The organism is Pseudomonas sp. CK-NBRI-02, assembly GCF_008124495.1.
Classification (GTDB): domain Bacteria; phylum Pseudomonadota; class Gammaproteobacteria; order Pseudomonadales; family Pseudomonadaceae; genus Aquipseudomonas; species Aquipseudomonas guariconensis.
The window spans coordinates 148,160-167,425 of record NZ_VSJH01000008.1 but is presented as its reverse complement, the minus strand read 5'-3'; the positions used below and the strand labels follow the sequence as shown (position 1 = coordinate 167,425).

Here is a 19,266-nt window from a genome sequence, read left to right as displayed (position 1 = left end):
TGCGGAGCTGGTGATGGTCGAACGTAAGGCTTCCGTCGAGCGCAATACCCTGGAAACCCAGGTAAAAGCCTCGATCAACCTCGATGGCAGTGGCAAGGCCCGATTCGATATCGGTGTGCCTTTCCTCGAACACATGCTCGACCAGATCGCCCGGCATGGGCTGATCGATCTGGACATCGAGTGCAAGGGTGACCTGCATATCGACGACCACCATACCGTCGAAGACGTCGGCATCACCCTCGGCCAGGCGTTCGCCCAGGCCATCGGTGACAAGAAGGGCATCCGTCGCTACGGTCATTCGTACGTACCGCTGGACGAAGCGCTTTCGCGTGTGGTCATCGACTTCTCCGGCCGTCCGGGCCTGCAGATGCACGTGCCGTACACCCGCGCCAGCGTGGGCGGCTTCGATGTCGACCTGTTCCAGGAGTTCTTCCAGGGCTTCGTCAACCATGCCCTGGTGACCCTGCACATCGACAACCTGCGTGGTCACAATACCCACCACCAGATCGAAACCGTGTTCAAAGCCTTTGGCCGCGCGCTGCGCATGGCCGTCGAGCAGGACGAGCGCATGGCCGGGCAGATGCCTTCCACCAAGGGATGCCTGTGATGCAGACCGTCGCCGTAATCGACTATGGCATGGGCAACTTGCACTCGGTGGCCAAGGCCCTGGAGCATGTGGGGGCTGGCAAGGTGCTGGTCACCAGCGACGCGGCCGTGATCCGCGAGGCCGACCGTGTGGTGTTCCCAGGCGTTGGCGCGATCCGCGACTGCATGGCCGAGATCCGTCGCCTGGGCTTCGACAGCCTGGTGCGTGAAGTCAGCCAGGACCGTCCGTTCCTCGGTATCTGCGTGGGCATGCAGGCCCTGCTGGACCACAGCGAGGAGAACGACGGCGTCGACTGCATCGGCCTGTTCCCCGGTCAGGTGCGTTTCTTCGGCAAAGACCTGCAGGAAGACGGCGAGCACCTGAAGGTTCCCCACATGGGCTGGAACGAAGTCAGCCAGACCATCGACCATCCCCTGTGGCATGACATTCCCGACCGCGCGCGCTTCTATTTCGTGCACAGCTACTACATCAATGCCGGCAAGCCTGGGCAGGTTGCAGGCCGCGGCCACTACGGCGTCGATTTCGCCGCGGCCCTGGCCGAGGGCTCGCGCTTCGCCGTGCAGTTCCATCCCGAGAAGAGCCATACCCATGGCCTGCAACTGCTGCAGAACTTCGTCAGCTGGGATGGACGCTGGTAAATGAGCAAATCGCGGACCAAGGCCCCGATCATCACCCTGGCGCCCGAGCAGGAGCGCCAGGCGCTCGACACCTTGAAGCGCTTTCTCGAAGACCGCTTCGAGCTGACGCTTGGGTCGTTCGAGGTGGCCGAGGTCCTCGATTTGTTCAGCAAAGAAATTGCACCTCACTACTACAACAGGGCGATTGCCGATGTTCAGCTGCACCTCAAGGAGCGGTTCGAGAGCATCGAGAGCGACCTGTGGGCACTCGAGAAGCCCTGAATTTCACTGATTAGACAGGTTCCCAAGATGCTGATTATCCCCGCTATCGATCTGAAGGACGGTGCCTGCGTGCGTCTGCGCCAGGGCCGCATGGAAGACTCCACGGTATTTTCCGACGACCCGGTGAGCATGGCCGCCAAATGGGTCGAGGGTGGCTGCCGTCGCCTGCATCTGGTCGACCTCAATGGCGCCTTCGAAGGCCAGCCGGTCAACGGCGAAGTGGTCACTGCCATCGCCAAGCGCTACCCGAACCTGCCGATCCAGATCGGCGGCGGCATCCGCTCGCTGGAGACCATCGAGCACTACGTCAAGGCTGGCGTGAGCTACGTCATCATCGGCACCAAGGCGGTCAAGCAGCCTGAATTCGTCGCCGAGGCGTGCAAGGCGTTCCCAGGCAAGGTCATCGTTGGCCTGGATGCCAAGGACGGCTTCGTCGCCACCGACGGTTGGGCCGAAGTCAGCTCGGTGCAGGTCATCGACCTGGCCAAGCGCTTCGAGGCCGATGGCGTCTCGGCGATCGTCTACACCGACATCGCCAAGGACGGCATGATGCAGGGCTGCAACGTGCCCTTCACCAAGGCCCTGGCCGAAGCCACGTCGATTCCGGTGATCGCGTCCGGCGGCATCCACAACCTGGGCGACATCAAGGCCCTGCTGGATGCCAAGACCCCGGGCATCATCGGTGCCATCACCGGCCGCGCCATCTATGAAGGCACCCTCGATGTCGCTGAGGCCCAGGCCTTCTGCGACAACTACCAAGGCTGAGGACAGAACATGGCACTGGCCAAGCGCATCATCCCTTGCCTGGACGTGGACAACGGCCGGGTGGTCAAGGGCGTCAAGTTCGAGAACATCCGCGATGCCGGCGACCCGGTGGAAATCGCGCGTCGCTACGACGAGCAGGGTGCTGACGAGATCACCTTCCTGGACATCACCGCCAGTGTCGATGGCCGTGACACCACCCTGCACACCGTCGAGCGCATGGCCAGCCAGGTATTCATCCCGCTGACCGTGGGCGGTGGCGTGCGTACCGTGCAGGACATCCGCAACCTGCTCAACGCCGGCGCCGACAAGGTGTCGATCAACACCGCAGCAGTGTTCAACCCCGAGTTCGTGGGTGAGGCTGCCGAGCGTTTCGGTTCCCAGTGCATTGTCGTCGCCATCGACGCCAAGAAGGTCTCCGGCCCCGGCGAGGCGCCGCGTTGGGAGATCTTCACCCATGGCGGGCGCAAGCCGACCGGTCTGGATGCAGTGGCCTGGGCCAAGAAGATGGAAGGGCTGGGGGCCGGTGAGATCCTGCTCACCAGCATGGACCAGGACGGCATGAAGAGCGGTTTCGATCTGGGCGTGACCCGGGCCATCAGCGATGCAGTGGGTATTCCGGTGATCGCCTCGGGCGGTGTCGGCAACCTGCAACACCTGGCTGACGGCATCCTGGAAGGCCATGCCAGTGCGGTACTGGCGGCGAGCATCTTCCACTTCGGTGAGTACACCGTGCCGGAAGCCAAGGCCTATATGGCTGCGCGCGGGATCGTCGTTCGCTGAACCACTGCCGGGAAGGCTTTGCCCTCCTGAAAAAACACAAGGCCGCTGTCACAGAGAGGGTGCAATACCTCCCCTGTGGCCGCGGCCTTGTGCCGTGACAGGGCCGCACAGCGGCCCCTGTCATTACCCGTGGTTCTTGCCCAGCAGCGCGTGATACAGCTCGCTGTCGCCGAGAATCCCCACCACCTTGTCGTTCTCCTGCAGCACCAGCTTGTTGCCGGTGTGGTAGCGGATCTGCAAGGCCTCGCGCATGCCGATATTGGCATTGACCAAGGTCGGTTTGCGGCCCAGGGTTTCCACATCCTGGCCCGGTACCCAGTTCTGCAGGTCCAGGCCGTTCTGGCCTTGGCGGGCGCGTTTGATCGAGTTGCCTTCGCCTAGGTCCAACCAGGAATCACCGCCTGGGTCCAGGCATACCGAGCCGTTGACCCGCTTGCAGTTGTCCAGGCTGCGCATCAGGCTGCGACCGCACAGCACGTTGAGCGGATTGGTGTGGGCCACGAAGGTGCGTACATAGTCGTCGGCCGGGTTCAGGACGATTTCTTCAGGCTTGCTGTACTGGATGATCCGGCCATCTTTCATGATGGCGATACGGCTGCCCAGCTTGAGCGCCTCGTCCAGGTCGTGGCTGACGAACACGATGGTCTTGCTCAGCTTGTTCTGCAGCTCCAGCAACTCGTCCTGCAGGCCTTGGCGGATCAGCGGGTCGAGGGCCGAGAAGGGTTCGTCCATCAGCAGGATGTCTGCGTCCATGGCCAGCGCCCGGGCCAGGCCCACGCGCTGCTGCATGCCGCCGGAGAGCTCGTCGGGCTTTTTGTTGCGCCATTGGGTCAGGCCCACCAGCTCGAGCTTCTCATCGACCAGCTTGCGCCGCTCTTTCTCGGGACGGCCCTGCATTTCCAGGCCGAAGCTGATGTTCTCGCGCACGGTCAGCCAGGGCATCAGGGCGAACTTCTGGAACACCATGGCGATGCGCTTGGTGCGCATCATCTTCAGTTCCGCCGGGGTGCAGTGGGCGATGTCGATGTGCTTGCCTTCGTGCTCGACGAACAGCTTGCCGCGGCTGACGGTATTCAGGCCGTTGATGCAGCGCAGCAGGCTCGACTTGCCCGAGCCGGACAGGCCCATGAGCACGCAGATCTCGCCTTTGTTGATGTCCAGGTTGGCTTTCTCGACGCCGACCACAAGGCCGGTCTTCTTGAGGATCTGCTCGCGGGTCTGGCCTTGGTCCAGCAGCGCCAGCGCTTCGCGTGGCTTGTTGGAGAAGATGACGTCGACGTCTTCGAAACGAATGATGCTCATGACTCACCTCGTGCCGGCAGCTCCGGTTGCTTGCAGATACGGTCCAGCATGATCGCCAGCAGCACGATCGCCAGGCCCGCCTCGAAGCCCAGGGCGATATCGGCGGTGTTCAGTGCGTTGACCACAGGTTTGCCGAGGCCGTCAGCGCCCACCAGGGCGGCGATCACGACCATCGACAACGACAGCATGATGCATTGGGTAACGCCCGCGGCAATGCTGGGCATCGCATGGGGCAGTTCGATGCGGGTCAGCAGCTGGCGGCGCGAGCAGCCAAAGGCCTTACCGGCGTCGAGCAGTTCCTGGGGCACATCGCAGATACCCAGGTAGGTGAGGCGGATCGGCGCGGCGATGGCGAACACCACCGTGGAGATCAACCCTGGCACCACGCCCAGGCCGAACAGGGTCAGGGTGGGGATCAGGTAAACGAAGGTAGGCACCGTCTGCATCAGGTCCAGGACGGGACGCATGGCGGTGTAGAACATCGGCTTGTGCGCAGCGACGATGCCCAGCGGCACGCCGATGGCCACGCATACCACGGTGGCGAAGGTGACCTGCGCCAGGGTCTCCATGGTTTCCTGCCAGTAGCCGAGGTTGAAGATCAGCAGGAAGGACAGCGCGACAAATGCCGTCAGCGCCCATTTGCGCTGGATCAGGTGCGCCAGGGCGGCGAACAAGGCGATGAGGATGTAGGGGTTGAACCAGGTCAGGGCGCTGGTGACCCCATGGATCATGAATTCCAGGCCCTGGGCGATGGCGTCGAAATAGTTGGCGCCGTTCTGGGTCAACCATTCGACGAATGAGGCGATGTACTGCCCCAGAGGTATTTTCTGATCGATAAGCATGATAGCGAGCTTCCACCTGCAAAGATTGAAATCAGTCCGGGGCGGGCGTTGGCCTGCCCCGAGGTAGTGCCAATTGCTACTGCATCCTTGTTGTTATTGCGTCAGTTTGGCCTTGGCCGCCTCCAGCCCGGGTTTGCCATCCACGGTCGTCACTCCGGCCAACCAGGTATCGAGCACTTGCGGGTTGTTCTTCAGCCACGCCTTGGCGGCTGCATCGGGTTTCATCTTGTCGTCCAGGACATTGCCCATCAGGGTGCTTTCCATGTCCAGGGTGAACGACAGGTTCTTCAGCAGTTGGCCGACGTTGCTGCATTCCTGCGTATAGCCCTTGCGGGTATTGGTCAGCACGGTCGCCTTGCCGAACTCGGGGCCGAAGAACTCGTCACCGCCGGACAGGTACTGCATCTTGAAGCGCTTGTTCATCGGGTGCGGTTCCCAGCCCAGGAACACCACCGCCTCGCCACGTTTCTGCGAGCGATCTACCTGCGACAGCATGCCTGCCTCGCTGGACTGCACCAGCTTGAAGCCGGCGTCCTTCAGGCCAAAGGCGTTCTTGTCGATCATGCTCTGGATGGTGCGGTTGCCGTCGTTGCCCGGCTCGATGCCGTAGATCTTGCCGCCCAGTTCGTTCTTGAACTTGGGAATGTCGGCGAAGTCCTTGAGGCCCTTGTCATACAGTGCTTGGGGTACGGCCAGGGTGTACTTGGCGTTCTCCAGGTTGGCACGCACGGTTTCGACCGTGCCGGCGTCACGGTACTGCTTGATGTCGTTCTCCATGGTCGGCATCCAGTTGCCGAGGAACACATCCAGGTCCTTGCCGGCAGCCAGCGATTTGTAGGTCACCGGTACCGAGATCATGGTGGTGTGAGTCTTGTAGCCCAGGGCTTCGAGTACAACGCTGGTGACGGCGGTGGTCACGGTGATGTCGGTCCAGCCGACGTCGGAGAACCGTACCGTCTGACACTGCTCGGGCTCCACGGCCTGAGCCAGCAGAGGTGTTGCGAGCATCGCGACCAGCAAGAGCGAGGGTGAACCTTTCATGGATGGACTCCTGTGATTTTTCTTCGGGTTTCCCGCGGGGCGCCGGGCTTTCTCTAGGCTCCGGTCGACCAGGCCTGCAGAGGGCAGGATGCGAGGCCGTGCAATACGAGTCGCTTTCGATAATCCCCCAGCGTTCGGCAATCGCCTACTGGTGGGGTCGTAACCAGTACAGGACGGGTCGCATCCAGTAAGGGCAATGTCGCATATGGATTTTTCCACCCTCTACCCTGCGTTTTTACGTCACCGGACCCCTCGAAAGCGGCGCGCAAGGCGCCTGGAGCGGGCGGCGTTGCTGGACAAAAGTACGTCGGTTGCAGACGGCGGGTAGTGGGGCAAAAGCCTGATGATGCGTGCATTCGTGGCAACTCGCGGTATCAGCCTAGCAGTTGCGCAACCCGCCATACGCCGCGGGGAGACAAGCCCATCAAGAGGTGATTCGACAATGGCCATCAGCGTGTTCGACCTGTTCAAGATCGGTGTCGGGCCTTCCAGCTCCCACACCGTCGGCCCCATGCGTGCCGCCGCCCTGTTCGTCCAAGGGCTGCGCCAGCGCGGCGAGCTGGAACAGGTCAGGCGAGTGGAAGTCCGGTTGTATGGCTCGCTGTCGGCGACCGGCGTCGGCCACGGCACCGACAATGCCACCATCATGGGCCTGATGGGTGAGTGGCCCGACTCCATCGACCCCACGGTGATCGCCCCGCGCATCGCCGAATTGCGCGAAACCAGCACTTTGCAGCTCGATGGCCGCCTGCCGGTCGAGTTCGTCTGGAGCCGCGACATGCTGCTGCTGGACGAGAACCTGCCATACCACCCCAACGCCATGACCCTTATCGCCGAAGGCGCGCAAGGTGAGCTGCACCGTGACACCTACTACTCGGTCGGCGGGGGCTTCGTGGTCGACGCCGCCCAGGCCGCCAGCGGTGTGCTGGACGCTGACGAGACGGTGTTGCCCTACGATTTCAACAGCGCGGCCGAACTGCTGAGCCTGTGCAAGCAAAACGACCTGCGCGTGTCGCAATTGATGATGGAGAACGAAAAGGCCTGGCGCAGTGAGGAAGAAATCCGCGCTGGCCTGCTCAAGCTCTGGCACGCCATGCAGGAATGCGTGAACAACGGCCTCAAATACGAGGGCACCCTGCCTGGGGGGCTCAACGTACGACGCCGTGCCGCCAAGCTGCACCGCAGCCTGCAGGAGCTCGGCAAGCCCAATGTGATTGGCTCGACCATGAGCGCCATGGAGTGGGTCAACCTGTTCGCCCTGGCCGTCAATGAAGAGAACGCCGCGGGCGGGCGCATGGTGACTGCGCCTACCAATGGCGCGGCGGGCATCATTCCGGCGGTGTTGCACTACTACATGCGTTTCTCGGATGCAGTCGATGAATCCAACGTGGTGGATTTCTTCCTCGGCGCTGCCGCGGTGGGCATCCTGTGCAAGAAGAACGCTTCGATCTCCGGTGCCGAGGTCGGTTGCCAGGGCGAAGTCGGTTCGGCCTGCGCCATGGCCGCAGCCGGCTTGGCGGAGGTGTTGGGCGCCACCCCGCCGCAGTTGGAAAATGCTGCCGAAATCGCTCTGGAACACAACCTGGGCCTGACCTGCGACCCGGTCGGTGGTCTGGTCCAGGTGCCGTGCATCGAGCGCAATGCCATCGCTGCGGTCAAGGCGATCAACGCCGTGCAGATGGCCCTGCGCGGTGACGGCGAGCACTTCATCTCTCTCGACCAGGTGATTCGCACCATGCGTGATACCGGGGCCGACATGCACGACAAGTACAAGGAAACCTCGCGCGGCGGTCTGGCTGTCAGCGCCATCGAGTGCTGATGCCGTTCTTGCCCCTTCTGCGGTCGGTGCGCCCCAAATTGGCGCACCGATCGTTCCCTACCGGCTGTCAGTTGTCGCTACCAGAGGTGTCGTTGTCGGTGACACTTATGGATGTCGCTTCTGGGCATCCTTCCCAAAAGTGCTACTTAACTGCTCAGGGGTTACACGCAAAGGCGCTAGCGCGCCTGTTCGCGTTTTCCTACAAATCTGATGGAAAAGCTCTGACAGCCCTGACACGACGTCGTTTTTGGTTTTTTTTGAATGGTCGTTCAATTTCAGGCACGACCTTTGCGTTGTAGTTGGCAAAGCCCCTGCATACGAACTGGGGCCATGACAATAAAACAGTGCCAGCCTGAGGCACACCCTGCATTGTGTGAGGAGAAATCGCGATGACGTCGTACACCTCCGGGACCCCAACCCAGAACCGCACAGCTCCCCAGTCCATCGGGTTTCTCCTGCTGGATAATTTCACCCTGATTTCCCTCGCATCCGCCGTCGAGCCGCTGCGCATGGCCAATCAACTCTCCGGCCGTGAGCTGTACCGTTGGCACACCCTGACCGTCGATGGTGGTCAGGTCTGGGCCAGCGACGGTCTGCAGATCACGCCGGACGCGGCCATGCACAGCGCGCCGCCGATGGACACCGTGATCGTCTGCGGTGGTGTCGGCATCCAGCGCACCGTCACCCGCGAGCACGTCACCTGGCTGCAAGCCCAGGCGCGTCAGTCGCGTCGCCTTGGCGCGGTATGTACCGGTAGCTGGGCGCTGGCGTGTGCCGGGCTGCTCGATGGCTTCGATTGCAGCGTGCATTGGGAGTGTCTTGCTGCGATGCAGGAAGCCTTCCCGCGGGTGAACATGAGCACCCGCCTGTTCACCCTGGACCGTAACCGTTTCACCAGCTCCGGCGGCACCGCGCCGCTGGACATGATGTTGCACCTGATCAGCCGTGACCATGGCCGTGAGCTGTCGGCGGCGATCTCCGAGATGTTCGTCTACGAGCGCATCCGCAACGAACAGGACCACCAGCGCGTGCCGCTCAAGCACATGCTCGGCACCAACCAGCCGAAGCTGCAGGAGATCGTCGCGCTGATGGAGGCGAACCTGGAAGAGCCAATCGACTTGGATGAACTGGCGGTGTATGTATCGGTGTCGCGGCGCCAGCTCGAGCGGCTGTTCCAGAAGTACCTGCACTGCTCGCCGTCGCGGTACTACCTCAAGCTGCGCCTGATCCGCGCGCGGCAGCTGCTCAAGCAGACGCCGATGTCGATCATCGAAGTGGCTTCGGTGTGCGGGTTCGTTTCCACGCCGCACTTCTCCAAGTGCTACCGCGAGTACTTCGGTATTCCGCCGCGTGACGAGCGCGTGGGCTCCAATACCGCCCAGCAGGTGGCGATGATGCCGATCCCGCAGGCCATGGCACTGACCCCGCACAGCGGTCCGATGGCTTCGCTGAGCCAGGCGCGCAACGAGTCGACGTTTGCCAGCGTAAGGCTCTGACAAGCATTGCCGCTTCGCGGATAAACCCGTTCCCACAGGGATCATGTCGAGCCCTGCGGGAGCGGGTCGATCCGCGAAGCGATTCTGCAGTCAGGCGCGGTTCTTGAACTCTGCCAATGCTGGCAGCAGCTGCTTCTCGATGGCCTGGCGCACGGCCGGGAGGATGGTGGCGCTGCCGGTGTACATCTGCTCGACCATGCCTTTGAGCGCCCGTGCGTTGGGCTCGGTCAGCCCCCGCACCACGGCCTCGCAGGCCTGCTCGGCACTGGCGCCCGCCGGAATTTCGAAGCCCCTGGAGCGCAGTTGGCCCAGCAGGTCTTCCTGATCAATCAAATCCGCATGCATCATGGCTGTTGTCCCTTTTATCGCTAAGAGAGTGCTGCTGTGATCTGCAACCGATTCTCTGACCAAGCCGACAGGGCGGCAAGGACAGAATGTCGCAATGGCTTCTTTGGCTAAGAACAGGTCGTTCCCGGCTAAATCCAGCAACCCGGGCTGCCCCACACTGGACGCATTCACGGCAAACGAGGGTTTGGTCACCCTCACTCGTGCAAAGTGGATGTTGCTCGCTCTCTTGGCCCCGGATGCTCACGGCTTTCCGGGGTTATTTTTTTGCCTGCGGGAAACCCTCGCGGGACAAGCCGCTCCTCCTGGATCGGAAGGAGCGGCTTGTCCCGCGATAGGGGGGGTAGTAGCCCCAAGGGCCGTGTTTCAGCCAGGCAGTTGCATCACCCGCCCGACAAACGCTGCCGCTGGCAGGTCCCGTTGCTCATCCACCAACCCCTGAAGCAGGCCTGCGCTGCGTTCACTGAACGGTGCCGATTTCGGCCCCGCCAGGTCCACGTGCAGGAGCATCTGTTCGCTGGCCGCCAGGGCCTCGTCGAACCCCGCCCGGTGCAGGCTGTGATACACGTGCAGGCGCTTGCGATCGAAGCCGATGATCTGTGTCTGCACCCACACTTCGGTGCCCAGCTTCACTTCGTGCAGGTAGTTGATGTGCGCCTCCAGGGTGAACAGCGAATTGCCGCTTTGCCCGCGGCTGTCGGCATCCAGGCCGATGCGCTCCATCAGCGCATCGGTGGCGTAGCTGAAGATCAACAGGTAATAGGCATCGCGCAGGTGTCCGTTGTAGTCGACCCAGTCCTCCTGGACTGGGGTGCGGTAGGTGATCAGTGCGGGCATTGCCGTTTCCTCAATCGCCGAAGGCCATGCCGTGGCGGGCCTTGCTGTTCTTCACTGCGTCGAGCACAGCGAGCAGGGTGTCATCCCGGTAGCGTTCCAGCGCGGCGATGCTGCGATCACCCAGTTGCTCCGAGGTGCCCTCGACCACATCGTCGATCAGCTTGTCGGTCAGCTCCGGCGCCGGCAGGTAGGTCCAGGGCAGCTTGAGCGCTGGGCCGAACTGCGCCATGAAGTGCCGCATGCCTGCGTCGCCCCCGGCCAAGGTATAGGTGAGGAAGGTGCCCATGAACGACCAGCGAAGGCCTGCGCCGAAGCGGATCGCATCGTCGATCTCGCCGGTGCTGGCCACCCCGTCGTTGACCAGGTGCAGGGCCTCTCGCCACAGCGCTTCAAGCAGTCGGTCGGCAATGAAGCCCGGCACTTCCTTGCGCACATGCAGCGGGCGCATGCCCAAGGCGGTGTAGATGGCCTTGGCCGCCTCGATGGCTTCGGGGGCGGTGTGCTGGCCACCGACGATTTCCACCAAGGGCAGCAGGTACACCGGATTGAACGGGTGGCCCACCACGCAGCGCTCCGGGTGTGTGGCGGACTCATAGAACTCGCTGGGCAGCAGGCCCGAGGTGCTGGAGCCGATGATCGCGTTGGGCTTGGCCGCGGCGCTGATCTTGGCGTGCAGGTCGAGCTTCAGGTCCAGACGCTCCGGGGCGCTTTCCTGGATGAAATCGGCGTCACGTACGCATTCCTCGATGGTGGCCACGAACCGCAGGCGATCTTGTGAGGCGCCTGGCGCCAGGCCTTGTTTTTCCAAGGCTGGCCAGGCATTGGCGATACGTTTGCGCAAGGCCTGCTCGGCGCCTGGGGCTGGGTCCCAGGCGATCACGTCCAGGCCGTGAGCCAGGGCGCGGGCAACCCAGCCGCTGCCGATCACGCCGCTACCGAGGGCGGCGAAGGTCTTGATCTCGGTGATGAAGGTCATGGCGATTCTCCGGGGGGGCTCAGCGGCGTTTGAGGTTCATTTTTTCGCGGCCTTCGGCCGGGGTCAGGACGCGAGCGCCCATGCGGGTGATGATCTCCACCGCGCGTTCGACCAACTGGCCGTTGCTGGCCAGCACGCCACGGTCCAGATAGAGGTTGTCTTCCAGGCCGACCCGCACGTTGCCGCCGAGCAGCACAGCCTGGGCCGCCATCGGCATCTGCATGCGGCCGATACCGAAACCGGCCCAGGTCACGCCGGCGGGCAGGTTGTCGACCATGGCCTTCATGGTGGTGGTGTCGGCTGGCGCGCCCCATGGGATGCCCAGGCACAGCTGGAACAGCGGATCGTCCAGCAGGCCTTCTTTCATCATCTGCTTGGCGAACCACAGGTGGCCGGTGTCGAAGATTTCAAGTTCGGCTTTCACGCCCAGTTCGGTGATGCGCTTGGCGCCGGCACGCAGTTGGCTCGGGGTCGAGACGTAGATGGCGTTGCCATCGCCGAAGTTGAGCGTGCCGCAGTCCAGGGTGCAGATTTCCGGGAGCAGGGCCTCGACGTGTGCCAGGCGCTCCAGCGGGCCGATCAGGTCGGTGCCTGGGCCGAATTCCATGGGCTTTTCGCCAGGGCCGATCTCCAGATCGCCACCCATGCCGGCGGTGAGGTTGACGATCACGTCCACGTCGGCTTCACGAATGCGCTCCATCACTTCGCGGTACAACGCCACGTCGCGGCTGAAGCGGCCAGTCTGTGGATCGCGGACGTGGCAGTGGACCACGGTGGCGCCGGCCTTGGCGGCTTCGATGGCGGACTCTGCGATCTGTTTGGGTGTGACCGGGACGAGGTGGCTCTTGGCGACGGTGTCGCCGGCGCCGGTCAGTGCACAGGTGATGATGACGTCATGGTTCATGGCGCGGATCCTTCAGGGTATGTCTGTGAGGTCGGTGGTGTGGCTTTCGCGGGTGGACCCGCTCCCATTGGGCCTAGGTGAGCCCTGGGGGCGCGGGGCAACCTCGCTTCCACAGGCGCAGCATCGTGTGTTGTGGGGAGCGGGTTACCCGCGAACCGGTAGAGTCAGTTGGCGCTGAGACTCAGGTTCTCAGCCGCCGGCTTGCCGTCGAAGGTGGTCACGCCTTCGAGCCAGCGTGCCTTGTCCTCGGGGTGGTCCTTGAGCCACTGGCGGGCGGATTCCAGCGGATCCTTGTGATCGAGCAGCGGCTGCATCATGCGGCTCTCGTCCTCGGCACTGAAACTCAGGTTGGCCAGCAGCCGGTGGGCGTTGGGGCAGCGCTCGGCGTAGTCGGGCGCGGTGACGGTCCAGACCGTGGCGCGGCCTTCGTCAGGGCCCAGGGCGTCCTGGCTGCCGCCCAGGTAGACCATATCGAGGTTCACGTTCATTGGGTGCGGCGCCCAGCCGAAGAACACCACCGCCTGCTTGCGCCGCACGGCGCGGTCGACGGCGGCGAGCATGCCGGCCTCGCTGGACTCGACCAGCTGGAACTTGCCCAGGCCGAACTGGTTCTTGGCGATCATCGCTTTGATCTGGGTGTTGGCGCCGGAGCCGGGCTCGATGCCGTAGATCTTGCCGCCCAGCTCCTTCTCGAACTTGTGGATGTCGGCGAACGTCTTCAGGCCCTTGTCGGCCAGGTATTTCGGTACCGCCAGGGTGGCTCGCGCATCTTCCAGGCTGGGCTTGTCGAGGACCTTGACCTGCCCGGCCTGGACGAACGGTGTGATGGTCTGGGTCATGATCGGGTTCCAGTAGCCCAGGAACATGTCCAGGCGCTTGTCGCGGATACCGGCGAAGATGATCTGCTGCGACGCGCTGGTCTGTTTGGTCTGGTAACCCAGCCCATCGAGCAGGACCTGGGCCATGGCACTGGTGGCGATGACATCGGTCCAGTTGACCACGCCAAGGCGCACGTCTTTGCAGGCGGCGGGCTCGGCGGCCAGGAGGGGAGTGGCGAGGGTGCTGCTCAACGCGAGGGACAACAAGCTGCGGCGGATGAAGCTGTGCATGGTGGCTCTCCAACGGCAGTGCATATTGTTATTGGGGCCGGCCTCTGCGGGCCGTGTGAACACGCTACGCTGGTGGCGGGGTGGAAATTCGCACTCTGACGACCAAGAGTTGCACGGAAGCGACCACTTTTCCCGTGGAGCATGCAATGTCTGAAATCATTCACTTTCTGCTGTTGCCCGGCTTTTCGGCAATGGGCTTCATCAGTGCCCTGGAGCCTCTGCGCGTGGCCAACCGCTTCCGTGGGCCGCTGTACCGCTGGCGCGTGTTGAGCCTCGATGGCGGTGCAGTGCAGGCCAGCAACGGCATGTCGGTGAACGCCGATGGCGTGCTGGGGGAGGGGGAGGCGGCGCGCATGCTGCTGATCGTGGCCGGCTTCGAACCACTGGCCTGCTATGGCGCGCAATTGCACCAAGTGCTGCGCCGTCTGGACCATGAAGGCGTGTTGCTGGGTGGCATCGATACCGGGGCGATGGTGCTGGCCGAAGCCGGGCTGCTCGATGGGCACCGGGCGACCGTGCATTGGGAGGCGTTGGAAGCCTTCAAGGAGCGCTACCCCAGGTTGCAGGCCACCCAGGAGCTGTTCGAAATCGATCGACGACGCATCACCTGCGCCGGCGGCACCGCGTCCATCGACCTGATGCTCGACCTGATCGCCCAGACCCATGGCAGTGAACTGGCGGTGCAGGTGTCGGAGCAGTTCGTGCTCGGACGTATCCGTCCGCGACAGGATCACCAGCGCATGCAGATCGCGTCGCGCTACGGCATCAACAACAAGAAGCTGGTGCGGGTGATCGGCGAGATGGAGCGCAACACCGAGCAGCCGCTCAATACCGAGGTCCTGGCCGATGCCGTGCAGATCACCCGGCGTCAGCTGGAGCGACTGTTCCGCCTGCACCTGGACGACACGCCCAGTGGTTTCTATTTGCGACTGCGCCTGGACAAGGCCAGGCAGCTGTTACGCCAGACCGACATGAGCGTGCTGGAGGTGAGCATCGCCTGTGGATTCGAGTCGGCGTCGTATTTCACCCGTTGCTATCGGGCGCGGTTCGAGCGATGTCCGCGGGAGGATCGGTTGGTCAAGGTGACCTGATCTCGGGATCGTGACCGCTCAACCCAGGGCCGCGCAGCGGCCCCAGGATCACTGCTGTCCGATGGACTGCAAGTACTCGGAACGGTCATCGCTGCGCTGGGCCACGCAGGTGTTCCAGGCTGCCTCGAAGGCCTTGCTGCCGGGCTTCTCGGCAAAGGTCTCGACTTTGCAGTCGGCGTCGCGCAATTGGGTCCACAGGGTCTCGGCTGCCTGCAGGCGGGCGGTCAATTGCTGGACCTTGTCGTTTTCGTCCGGGTACTGGTCGGTAATGCGCTGGATGAGATCGTCAAAGGCCGATTTGAGCTCCCGCTCGGCGGTCTGCTTGTTGTAGGCAGCGCAGGCGTAGTTCTGCGCGTCGGTCTCGACGTTGTCGCAGGGCGTGCTGTCTTCCTCGCTCGCCTGGGCGCCCAGGGCGACGGCCACCAGGGCCAGCCATGCCATTGATTTCATCCGTTTTCTCCTCAACAGGCTGACGAATCGCAGGGATTCTCGCTCAGCGCGAAGCGCGGCGGTAGATCCCTGAAGAAAAGTTCATGGAAGGCGCTTATCGAGACTCGCTCTCATTGCCAAATCCCGCGGCAGCGGAGGCCTTTGAACGTCTTGACGCTTTCGGCAAACCCCCTGTCGTTTTTGCATCGGGGCGCCTCGGGCCGCAGGCATATGCTGGCCCCAAAGCGCCGGCACAAGGTTTGGCGCAAGCGAACTCTATAAAAGGGGACAGCCTGATGAGCCCAGCCGAACTGCACGCCGACAGCATCGTCATCGACGGTCTGATCATTGCCAAGTGGAACCGCGAACTGTTCGAGGACATGCGCAAAGGTGGCCTCACCGCGGCCAACTGCACGGTATCGGTCTGGGAAGGCTTCAAGGCGACTGTCGACAACATCGCCGCCAGTCAGAAGCTGATCCGCGAGAACAGCGACCTGGTCATGCCGGTGCGCACCACCGCCGATATCCGCAAGGCCAAGGAGCTGGGCAAGACCGGCATCCTGTTCGGCTTCCAGAACGCCCATGCGTTCGAAGACCAGATCGCCTACGTCGATGTGTTCAAGCAGCTGGGCGTTGGCATCGTGCAGATGTGCTACAACACCCAGAACCTGGTAGGCACCGGCTGCTACGAGCGTGATGGTGGCCTGTCGGGCTTCGGTCGCGAGATCGTCGCCGAGATGAACCGCGTCGGCATCATGTGCGACCTCTCCCACGTCGGCTCCAAGACCAGCGAGGAAGTCATCCTCGAGTCGAAGAAGCCGGTCTGCTACTCCCACTGCCTGCCTTCGGGCCTCAAAGAGCACCCGCGCAACAAGTCCGACGAAGAGCTGAAGTTCATCGCCGACCACGGTGGTTTCGTGGGTGTGACCATGTTCGCGCCGTTCCTGGCCAAAGGCATCGACTCGACCATCGACGACTACGCCGAGGCGATCGAGTACACCATGAACATCGTCGGTGAAGACGCCATCGGTATCGGTACTGACTTCACCCAGGGCCACGGCCAGGAGTTCTTCGAGTACCTGACCCACGACAAGGGGTACGCCCGTCGCCTGACAAACTTCGGCAAGATCATCAACCCGCTGGGGATCCGCACTGTCGGCGAATTCCCGAACCTCACCGAGACCTTGCTCAAGCGCGGCCACTCCGAGCGTGTGGTACGCAAGATCATGGGTGAGAACTGGGTAAACGTATTGAAAGACGTCTGGGGCGAGTAAGCCGCTCTCCAAGCCTGAAAGCCCCGGCCAGCAACGTCGGGGCAACCCAATAAAAATTTTGATGGAGTTGAGTTTCCATGGCCAAGATCGCCCCGCAATTGCCAATCGAAGTCGATACCGAGACTGGTGTCTGGACCACCGACGCCCTGCCGATGCTGTATGTGCCGCGTCATTTCTTCGTCAACAACCACATCGGCATCGAGGAAGTGCTGGGCGCTGACGCCTACGCCGAGATCCTCTACAAGGCCGGTTACAAGTCCGCCTGGCACTGGTGCGAAAAAGAGGCCGAGTGCCATGGCCTGGAAGGCGTCGCGGTGTTCGAGCACTACATGAAGCGCCTGTCCCAGCGTGGTTGGGGCCTGTTCGAGATCCAGGACATCGACCTGGATAAAGGCACCTGCAGCGTCAAGCTCAAGCACTCGGCTTTCGTCTACGTCTATGGCAAGTGCGGCCGCAAGGTCGACTACATGTTCACCGGCTGGTTCGCTGGCGCCATGGATCAGATTCTCGCCGCGCGCGGCAGCTCCATTCGGACCGTGGCCGAGCAGGTCTACGGTGGTTCGGAAGAAGGCCACGACGACGGCCTGTTCATCGTCAAGCCGTTGTAAGTCGGAGAGAGCGTCATGGCATTCGAAGCAATGTTCCAGCCGATCCAGATCGGCAAACTGACCATCCGCAACCGCGTGCTCAGCACCGCGCACGCCGAGGTCTACGCCACCGACGGCGGCATGACCACCGAGCGTTACGTCAAGTATTACGAAGAGAAGGCCAAGGGCGGCATCGGCCTGGCCATCTGCGGTGGCTCGTCCGTGGTGGCGATCGACAGCCCGCAGGAATGGTGGTCTTCGGTGAACCTGTCCACCGACCGGATCATCCCGCACTTCCAGAACCTGGCCGACGCCATGCACAAGCATGGCGCCAAGATCATGATCCAGATTACCCACATGGGTCGTCGTTCGCGTTGGGACGGCTTCAACTGGCCGACCCTGATGTCGCCGTCTGGCATTCGTGAACCCGTGCACCGCGCTACCTGCAAGACCATCGAGGTCGAAGAGATCTGGCGTGTGATCGGCAACTACGCCCAGGCCGCACGCCGGGCGAAGGAAGGTGGACTGGACGGCGTCGAGCTGTCGGCTGTGCACCAGCACATGATCGACCAGTTCTGGAGCCCGCGGGTCAACAAGCGTACCGACGAATGGGGCGGTACCTTCGAAGGCCGCATGAAGTTCGGCCTGGAAGTGCTCAAGGCCGTGCGTGCCGAGGTAGGCCCTGACTTCTGCGTGGGCATGCGTATCTGTGGTGACGAATTCCACCCCGATGGCCTGAGCCACGAGGACATGAAGCAGATCGCCGCCTACTACGACGCCACCGGCATGATCGATTTCATCGGCGTGGTCGGCTCGGGTTGCGACACCCACAACACCCTGGCCAACGTCATCCCGAACATGAGCTACCCGCCGGAGCCGTTCCTGCACCTGGCGGCCGGCATCAAGGAAGTGGTCAAGGTCCCGGTGCTGCACGCGCAGAACATCAAGGACCCGAACCAGGCGACCCGCATCCTGGAAGGCGGCTACGTGGACATGGTCGGTATGACCCGCGCCCACATGGCCGACCCGCACCTGATCGCCAAGATCAAGATGGGCCAGATCGACCAGATCAAGCAGTGCGTCGGTGCCAACTACTGCATCGACCGCCAGTACCAAGGCCTGGACGTACTGTGCATCCAGAACGCCGCGACCTCCCGTGAATACATGGGCGTGCCGCACATCATCGAAAAGACCACCGGGCCCAAGCGCAAGGTGGTGGTGGTCGGCGCCGGTCCTGCCGGTATGGAGGCCGCACGCGTGGCCGCCGAGCGTGGCCACGATGTGACCCTGTTCGAGAAGAAGGACCAGATCGGCGGGCAGATCACCATCGCCGCCAAGGCACCGCAGCGCGACCAGATCGCCGGTATCACCCGCTGGTACCAGCTGGAGCTGGCGCGTCTGAAGGTCGACTTGCGCCTGGGCACCGCCGCTGATGCCGAAACCATCATGGACCTGCGTCCGGACGTGGTCGTGCTGGCTGTGGGCGGGCACTCGTTCCTGGAGCAGAACGAACACTGGGGCGCCGCCGAAGGGCTGGTGGTCAGCAGCTGGGATGTGCTCGACGGCAAGGTTGCGCCGGGCAAGAACGTGTTGGTGTACGACACCATCTGCGAATTCACCGGTATGTCCGTCGCCGACTTCATCGCCGACAAGGGCAGCCAGGTGGAGATCGTCACCGATGACATCAAGCCGGGCGTCGCGATGGGCGGTACCACCTTCCCGACCTACTACCGCAGCATCTACCCCAAAGAAGTGATCATGACCGGCGACATGATGCTGGAAAAGGTCTACCGCGAAGGCGACAAGCTGGTGGCGGTGCTGGAGAACGAATACACCGGCGCCAAGGAAGAGCGCGTGGTCGACCAAGTGGTGGTGGAAAACGGCGTGCGTCCCGACGAGCAGCTGTACTACGCACTGAAGGAAGGTTCGCGCAACAAGGGCCAGATCGATATCGAAGCGCTGTTCGCCATCAAGCCGCAGCCGATCCTCAGCCAGCCGGGCGAGGGCTACCTGCTGTATCGCATCGGCGACTGCGTGGCCCAGCGTAACGTCCACGCGGCGATCTACGACGCCTTGCGCCTGTGCAAGGACTTCTGATCGTTAACAGTCGTCGCCACTGAGCGCGGCCCCTGTGGGAGCGGGTTTACCCGCGAAAGCGTCAGC

At 62.8% G+C, this 19,266-nt stretch carries 20 protein-coding genes; 11 read left to right on the top strand and 9 right to left on the bottom strand.

Annotation, left to right across the window (positions count from 1 at the left end; all coding sequences use genetic code 11):
• The first annotated feature begins 13 nt into the window (after positions 1–13).
• Genes hisB through hisF form a run of 5 tightly spaced genes read left to right on the top strand, consistent with a single transcriptional unit; the run spans position 14 to position 3,051 of the window.
• Entirely contained in the window at positions 14–607 is a 594-nt protein-coding gene (gene hisB / locus DQ397_RS08545) for an imidazoleglycerol-phosphate dehydratase HisB (RefSeq protein ID WP_043211130.1), read from the top strand.
• Positions 607–1,245, top strand: a complete 639-nt coding sequence (hisH, locus tag DQ397_RS08540; protein ID WP_043211039.1) for an imidazole glycerol phosphate synthase subunit HisH — start codon at positions 607–609, stop codon at positions 1,243–1,245. Before hisB ends, hisH begins: the two co-directional genes overlap by 1 nt.
• Complete coding sequence (locus DQ397_RS08535; RefSeq protein ID WP_043211041.1) at positions 1,246–1,506, top strand: DUF2164 domain-containing protein; 261 nt, start codon at positions 1,246–1,248, stop codon at positions 1,504–1,506. It begins immediately after the preceding gene.
• A 27-nt stretch (positions 1,507–1,533) separates the two neighbouring features.
• On the top strand, positions 1,534–2,271 hold the full coding sequence (gene hisA / locus DQ397_RS08530; protein ID WP_043211043.1) for a 1-(5-phosphoribosyl)-5-[(5-phosphoribosylamino)methylideneamino]imidazole-4-carboxamide isomerase: 738 nt from the start codon (positions 1,534–1,536) through the stop codon (positions 2,269–2,271).
• A gap of 9 nt (positions 2,272–2,280) precedes the next feature.
• Entirely contained in the window at positions 2,281–3,051 is a 771-nt protein-coding gene (gene hisF, locus DQ397_RS08525) for an imidazole glycerol phosphate synthase subunit HisF (RefSeq protein WP_043211046.1), read from the top strand.
• Between the two features lie 123 nt (positions 3,052–3,174).
• Here hisF and choV read toward each other — a convergent pair whose 3' ends face one another.
• The 3 genes from choV to DQ397_RS08510 form a co-directional block, all read right to left on the bottom strand.
• Positions 3,175–4,353: a choline ABC transporter ATP-binding protein gene (gene choV / locus DQ397_RS08520; RefSeq protein WP_043211048.1), complete on the bottom strand. Its 1,179-nt coding sequence runs from the start codon at positions 4,351–4,353 to the stop codon at positions 3,175–3,177.
• A complete protein-coding gene (gene choW / locus DQ397_RS08515; RefSeq protein ID WP_177343688.1) occupies positions 4,350–5,198 on the bottom strand; it encodes a choline ABC transporter permease subunit in 849 nt (282 codons plus the stop codon). Before choW ends, choV begins: the two co-directional genes overlap by 4 nt.
• A gap of 90 nt (positions 5,199–5,288) precedes the next feature.
• Positions 5,289–6,236, bottom strand: coding sequence for a choline ABC transporter substrate-binding protein (locus tag DQ397_RS08510; RefSeq protein WP_043211054.1), 948 nt, complete (start codon positions 6,234–6,236; stop codon positions 5,289–5,291).
• Between the two features lie 442 nt (positions 6,237–6,678).
• Here DQ397_RS08510 and DQ397_RS08505 point away from each other — a divergent pair, with 442 nt between their 5' ends.
• Together DQ397_RS08505 and DQ397_RS08500 are read left to right on the top strand one after the other, a co-directional pair.
• The gene (locus DQ397_RS08505) at positions 6,679–8,055 is read left to right on the top strand and encodes an L-serine ammonia-lyase (RefSeq protein WP_043211056.1); all 1,377 of its coding nucleotides are present in this window, start codon (positions 6,679–6,681) and stop codon (positions 8,053–8,055) included.
• A gap of 389 nt (positions 8,056–8,444) precedes the next feature.
• Positions 8,445–9,551, top strand: coding sequence for a GlxA family transcriptional regulator (locus DQ397_RS08500; protein ID WP_043211058.1), 1,107 nt, complete (start codon positions 8,445–8,447; stop codon positions 9,549–9,551).
• A 90-nt stretch (positions 9,552–9,641) separates the two neighbouring features.
• On the opposite strand, the gene DQ397_RS08495 is transcribed toward DQ397_RS08500, so the two are convergent.
• The 5 genes from DQ397_RS08495 to choX all read right to left on the bottom strand — a co-directional run bounded on the left by DQ397_RS08495 (position 9,642) and on the right by choX (position 13,722).
• Positions 9,642–9,899, bottom strand: a complete 258-nt coding sequence (locus tag DQ397_RS08495) for a hypothetical protein (RefSeq protein WP_043211060.1) — start codon at positions 9,897–9,899, stop codon at positions 9,642–9,644.
• A 363-nt stretch (positions 9,900–10,262) separates the two neighbouring features.
• A complete protein-coding gene (locus tag DQ397_RS08490; RefSeq protein ID WP_043211063.1) occupies positions 10,263–10,733 on the bottom strand; it encodes a thioesterase family protein in 471 nt (156 codons plus the stop codon).
• 10 nt (positions 10,734–10,743) lie between these two features.
• The gene (locus DQ397_RS08485) at positions 10,744–11,709 is read right to left on the bottom strand and encodes an L-carnitine dehydrogenase (RefSeq protein ID WP_043211065.1); all 966 of its coding nucleotides are present in this window, start codon (positions 11,707–11,709) and stop codon (positions 10,744–10,746) included.
• 19 nt (positions 11,710–11,728) lie between these two features.
• Positions 11,729–12,613, bottom strand: a complete 885-nt coding sequence (locus tag DQ397_RS08480; RefSeq protein ID WP_043211067.1) for a 3-keto-5-aminohexanoate cleavage protein — start codon at positions 12,611–12,613, stop codon at positions 11,729–11,731.
• A gap of 164 nt (positions 12,614–12,777) precedes the next feature.
• Positions 12,778–13,722, bottom strand: a complete 945-nt coding sequence (gene choX / locus DQ397_RS08475) for a choline ABC transporter substrate-binding protein (protein WP_043211069.1) — start codon at positions 13,720–13,722, stop codon at positions 12,778–12,780.
• A 146-nt stretch (positions 13,723–13,868) separates the two neighbouring features.
• Here choX and DQ397_RS08470 point away from each other — a divergent pair, with 146 nt between their 5' ends.
• The gene (locus tag DQ397_RS08470; protein ID WP_043211072.1) at positions 13,869–14,813 is read left to right on the top strand and encodes a GlxA family transcriptional regulator; all 945 of its coding nucleotides are present in this window, start codon (positions 13,869–13,871) and stop codon (positions 14,811–14,813) included.
• Between the two features lie 48 nt (positions 14,814–14,861).
• On the opposite strand, the gene DQ397_RS08465 is transcribed toward DQ397_RS08470, so the two are convergent.
• On the bottom strand, positions 14,862–15,263 hold the full coding sequence (locus tag DQ397_RS08465; RefSeq protein ID WP_043211074.1) for a lysozyme inhibitor LprI family protein: 402 nt from the start codon (positions 15,261–15,263) through the stop codon (positions 14,862–14,864).
• Between the two features lie 275 nt (positions 15,264–15,538).
• Between DQ397_RS08465 and DQ397_RS08460 the strand changes: the two genes are divergently transcribed.
• The 3 genes from DQ397_RS08460 (at position 15,539) to dgcA (ending at position 19,200) form a co-directional block, all read left to right on the top strand.
• Entirely contained in the window at positions 15,539–16,516 is a 978-nt protein-coding gene (locus DQ397_RS08460) for a dipeptidase (RefSeq protein WP_043211075.1), read from the top strand.
• 77 nt (positions 16,517–16,593) lie between these two features.
• Positions 16,594–17,124 carry a DUF5943 domain-containing protein gene (locus tag DQ397_RS08455; protein WP_043211077.1) on the top strand — a complete coding sequence of 177 codons (531 nt, stop codon included), beginning with the start codon at positions 16,594–16,596 and terminating at the stop codon, positions 17,122–17,124.
• A gap of 15 nt (positions 17,125–17,139) precedes the next feature.
• Positions 17,140–19,200, top strand: a complete 2,061-nt coding sequence (dgcA, locus tag DQ397_RS08450) for a dimethylglycine demethylation protein DgcA (RefSeq protein WP_043211079.1) — start codon at positions 17,140–17,142, stop codon at positions 19,198–19,200.
• Positions 19,201–19,266: the final 66 nt, after the last annotated feature.

Bases quoted from the DNA above. Each gene is read 5' to 3' on its own strand.
- hisB (WP_043211130.1), top strand. From the start codon at position 14: ATGGTCGAACGTAAGGCTTCCGTCGAGCGCAATACCCTGGAAACCCAG.
- hisH (WP_043211039.1), top strand. From the start codon at position 607: ATGCAGACCGTCGCCGTAATCGACTATGGCATGGGCAACTTGCACTCG.
- DQ397_RS08535 (WP_043211041.1), top strand. From the start codon at position 1,246: ATGAGCAAATCGCGGACCAAGGCCCCGATCATCACCCTGGCGCCCGAG.
- hisA (WP_043211043.1), top strand. From the start codon at position 1,534: ATGCTGATTATCCCCGCTATCGATCTGAAGGACGGTGCCTGCGTGCGT.
- hisF (WP_043211046.1), top strand. From the start codon at position 2,281: ATGGCACTGGCCAAGCGCATCATCCCTTGCCTGGACGTGGACAACGGC.
- choV (WP_043211048.1), bottom strand. From the start codon at position 4,353: ATGAGCATCATTCGTTTCGAAGACGTCGACGTCATCTTCTCCAACAAG.
- DQ397_RS08510 (WP_043211054.1), bottom strand. From the start codon at position 6,236: ATGAAAGGTTCACCCTCGCTCTTGCTGGTCGCGATGCTCGCAACACCT.
- DQ397_RS08505 (WP_043211056.1), top strand. From the start codon at position 6,679: ATGGCCATCAGCGTGTTCGACCTGTTCAAGATCGGTGTCGGGCCTTCC.
- DQ397_RS08500 (WP_043211058.1), top strand. From the start codon at position 8,445: ATGACGTCGTACACCTCCGGGACCCCAACCCAGAACCGCACAGCTCCC.
- DQ397_RS08495 (WP_043211060.1), bottom strand. From the start codon at position 9,899: ATGATGCATGCGGATTTGATTGATCAGGAAGACCTGCTGGGCCAACTG.
- DQ397_RS08490 (WP_043211063.1), bottom strand. From the start codon at position 10,733: ATGCCCGCACTGATCACCTACCGCACCCCAGTCCAGGAGGACTGGGTC.
- DQ397_RS08485 (WP_043211065.1), bottom strand. From the start codon at position 11,709: ATGACCTTCATCACCGAGATCAAGACCTTCGCCGCCCTCGGTAGCGGC.
- DQ397_RS08480 (WP_043211067.1), bottom strand. From the start codon at position 12,613: ATGAACCATGACGTCATCATCACCTGTGCACTGACCGGCGCCGGCGAC.
- choX (WP_043211069.1), bottom strand. From the start codon at position 13,722: ATGCACAGCTTCATCCGCCGCAGCTTGTTGTCCCTCGCGTTGAGCAGC.
- DQ397_RS08470 (WP_043211072.1), top strand. From the start codon at position 13,869: ATGTCTGAAATCATTCACTTTCTGCTGTTGCCCGGCTTTTCGGCAATG.
- DQ397_RS08465 (WP_043211074.1), bottom strand. From the start codon at position 15,263: ATGAAATCAATGGCATGGCTGGCCCTGGTGGCCGTCGCCCTGGGCGCC.
- DQ397_RS08460 (WP_043211075.1), top strand. From the start codon at position 15,539: ATGAGCCCAGCCGAACTGCACGCCGACAGCATCGTCATCGACGGTCTG.
- DQ397_RS08455 (WP_043211077.1), top strand. From the start codon at position 16,594: ATGGCCAAGATCGCCCCGCAATTGCCAATCGAAGTCGATACCGAGACT.
- dgcA (WP_043211079.1), top strand. From the start codon at position 17,140: ATGGCATTCGAAGCAATGTTCCAGCCGATCCAGATCGGCAAACTGACC.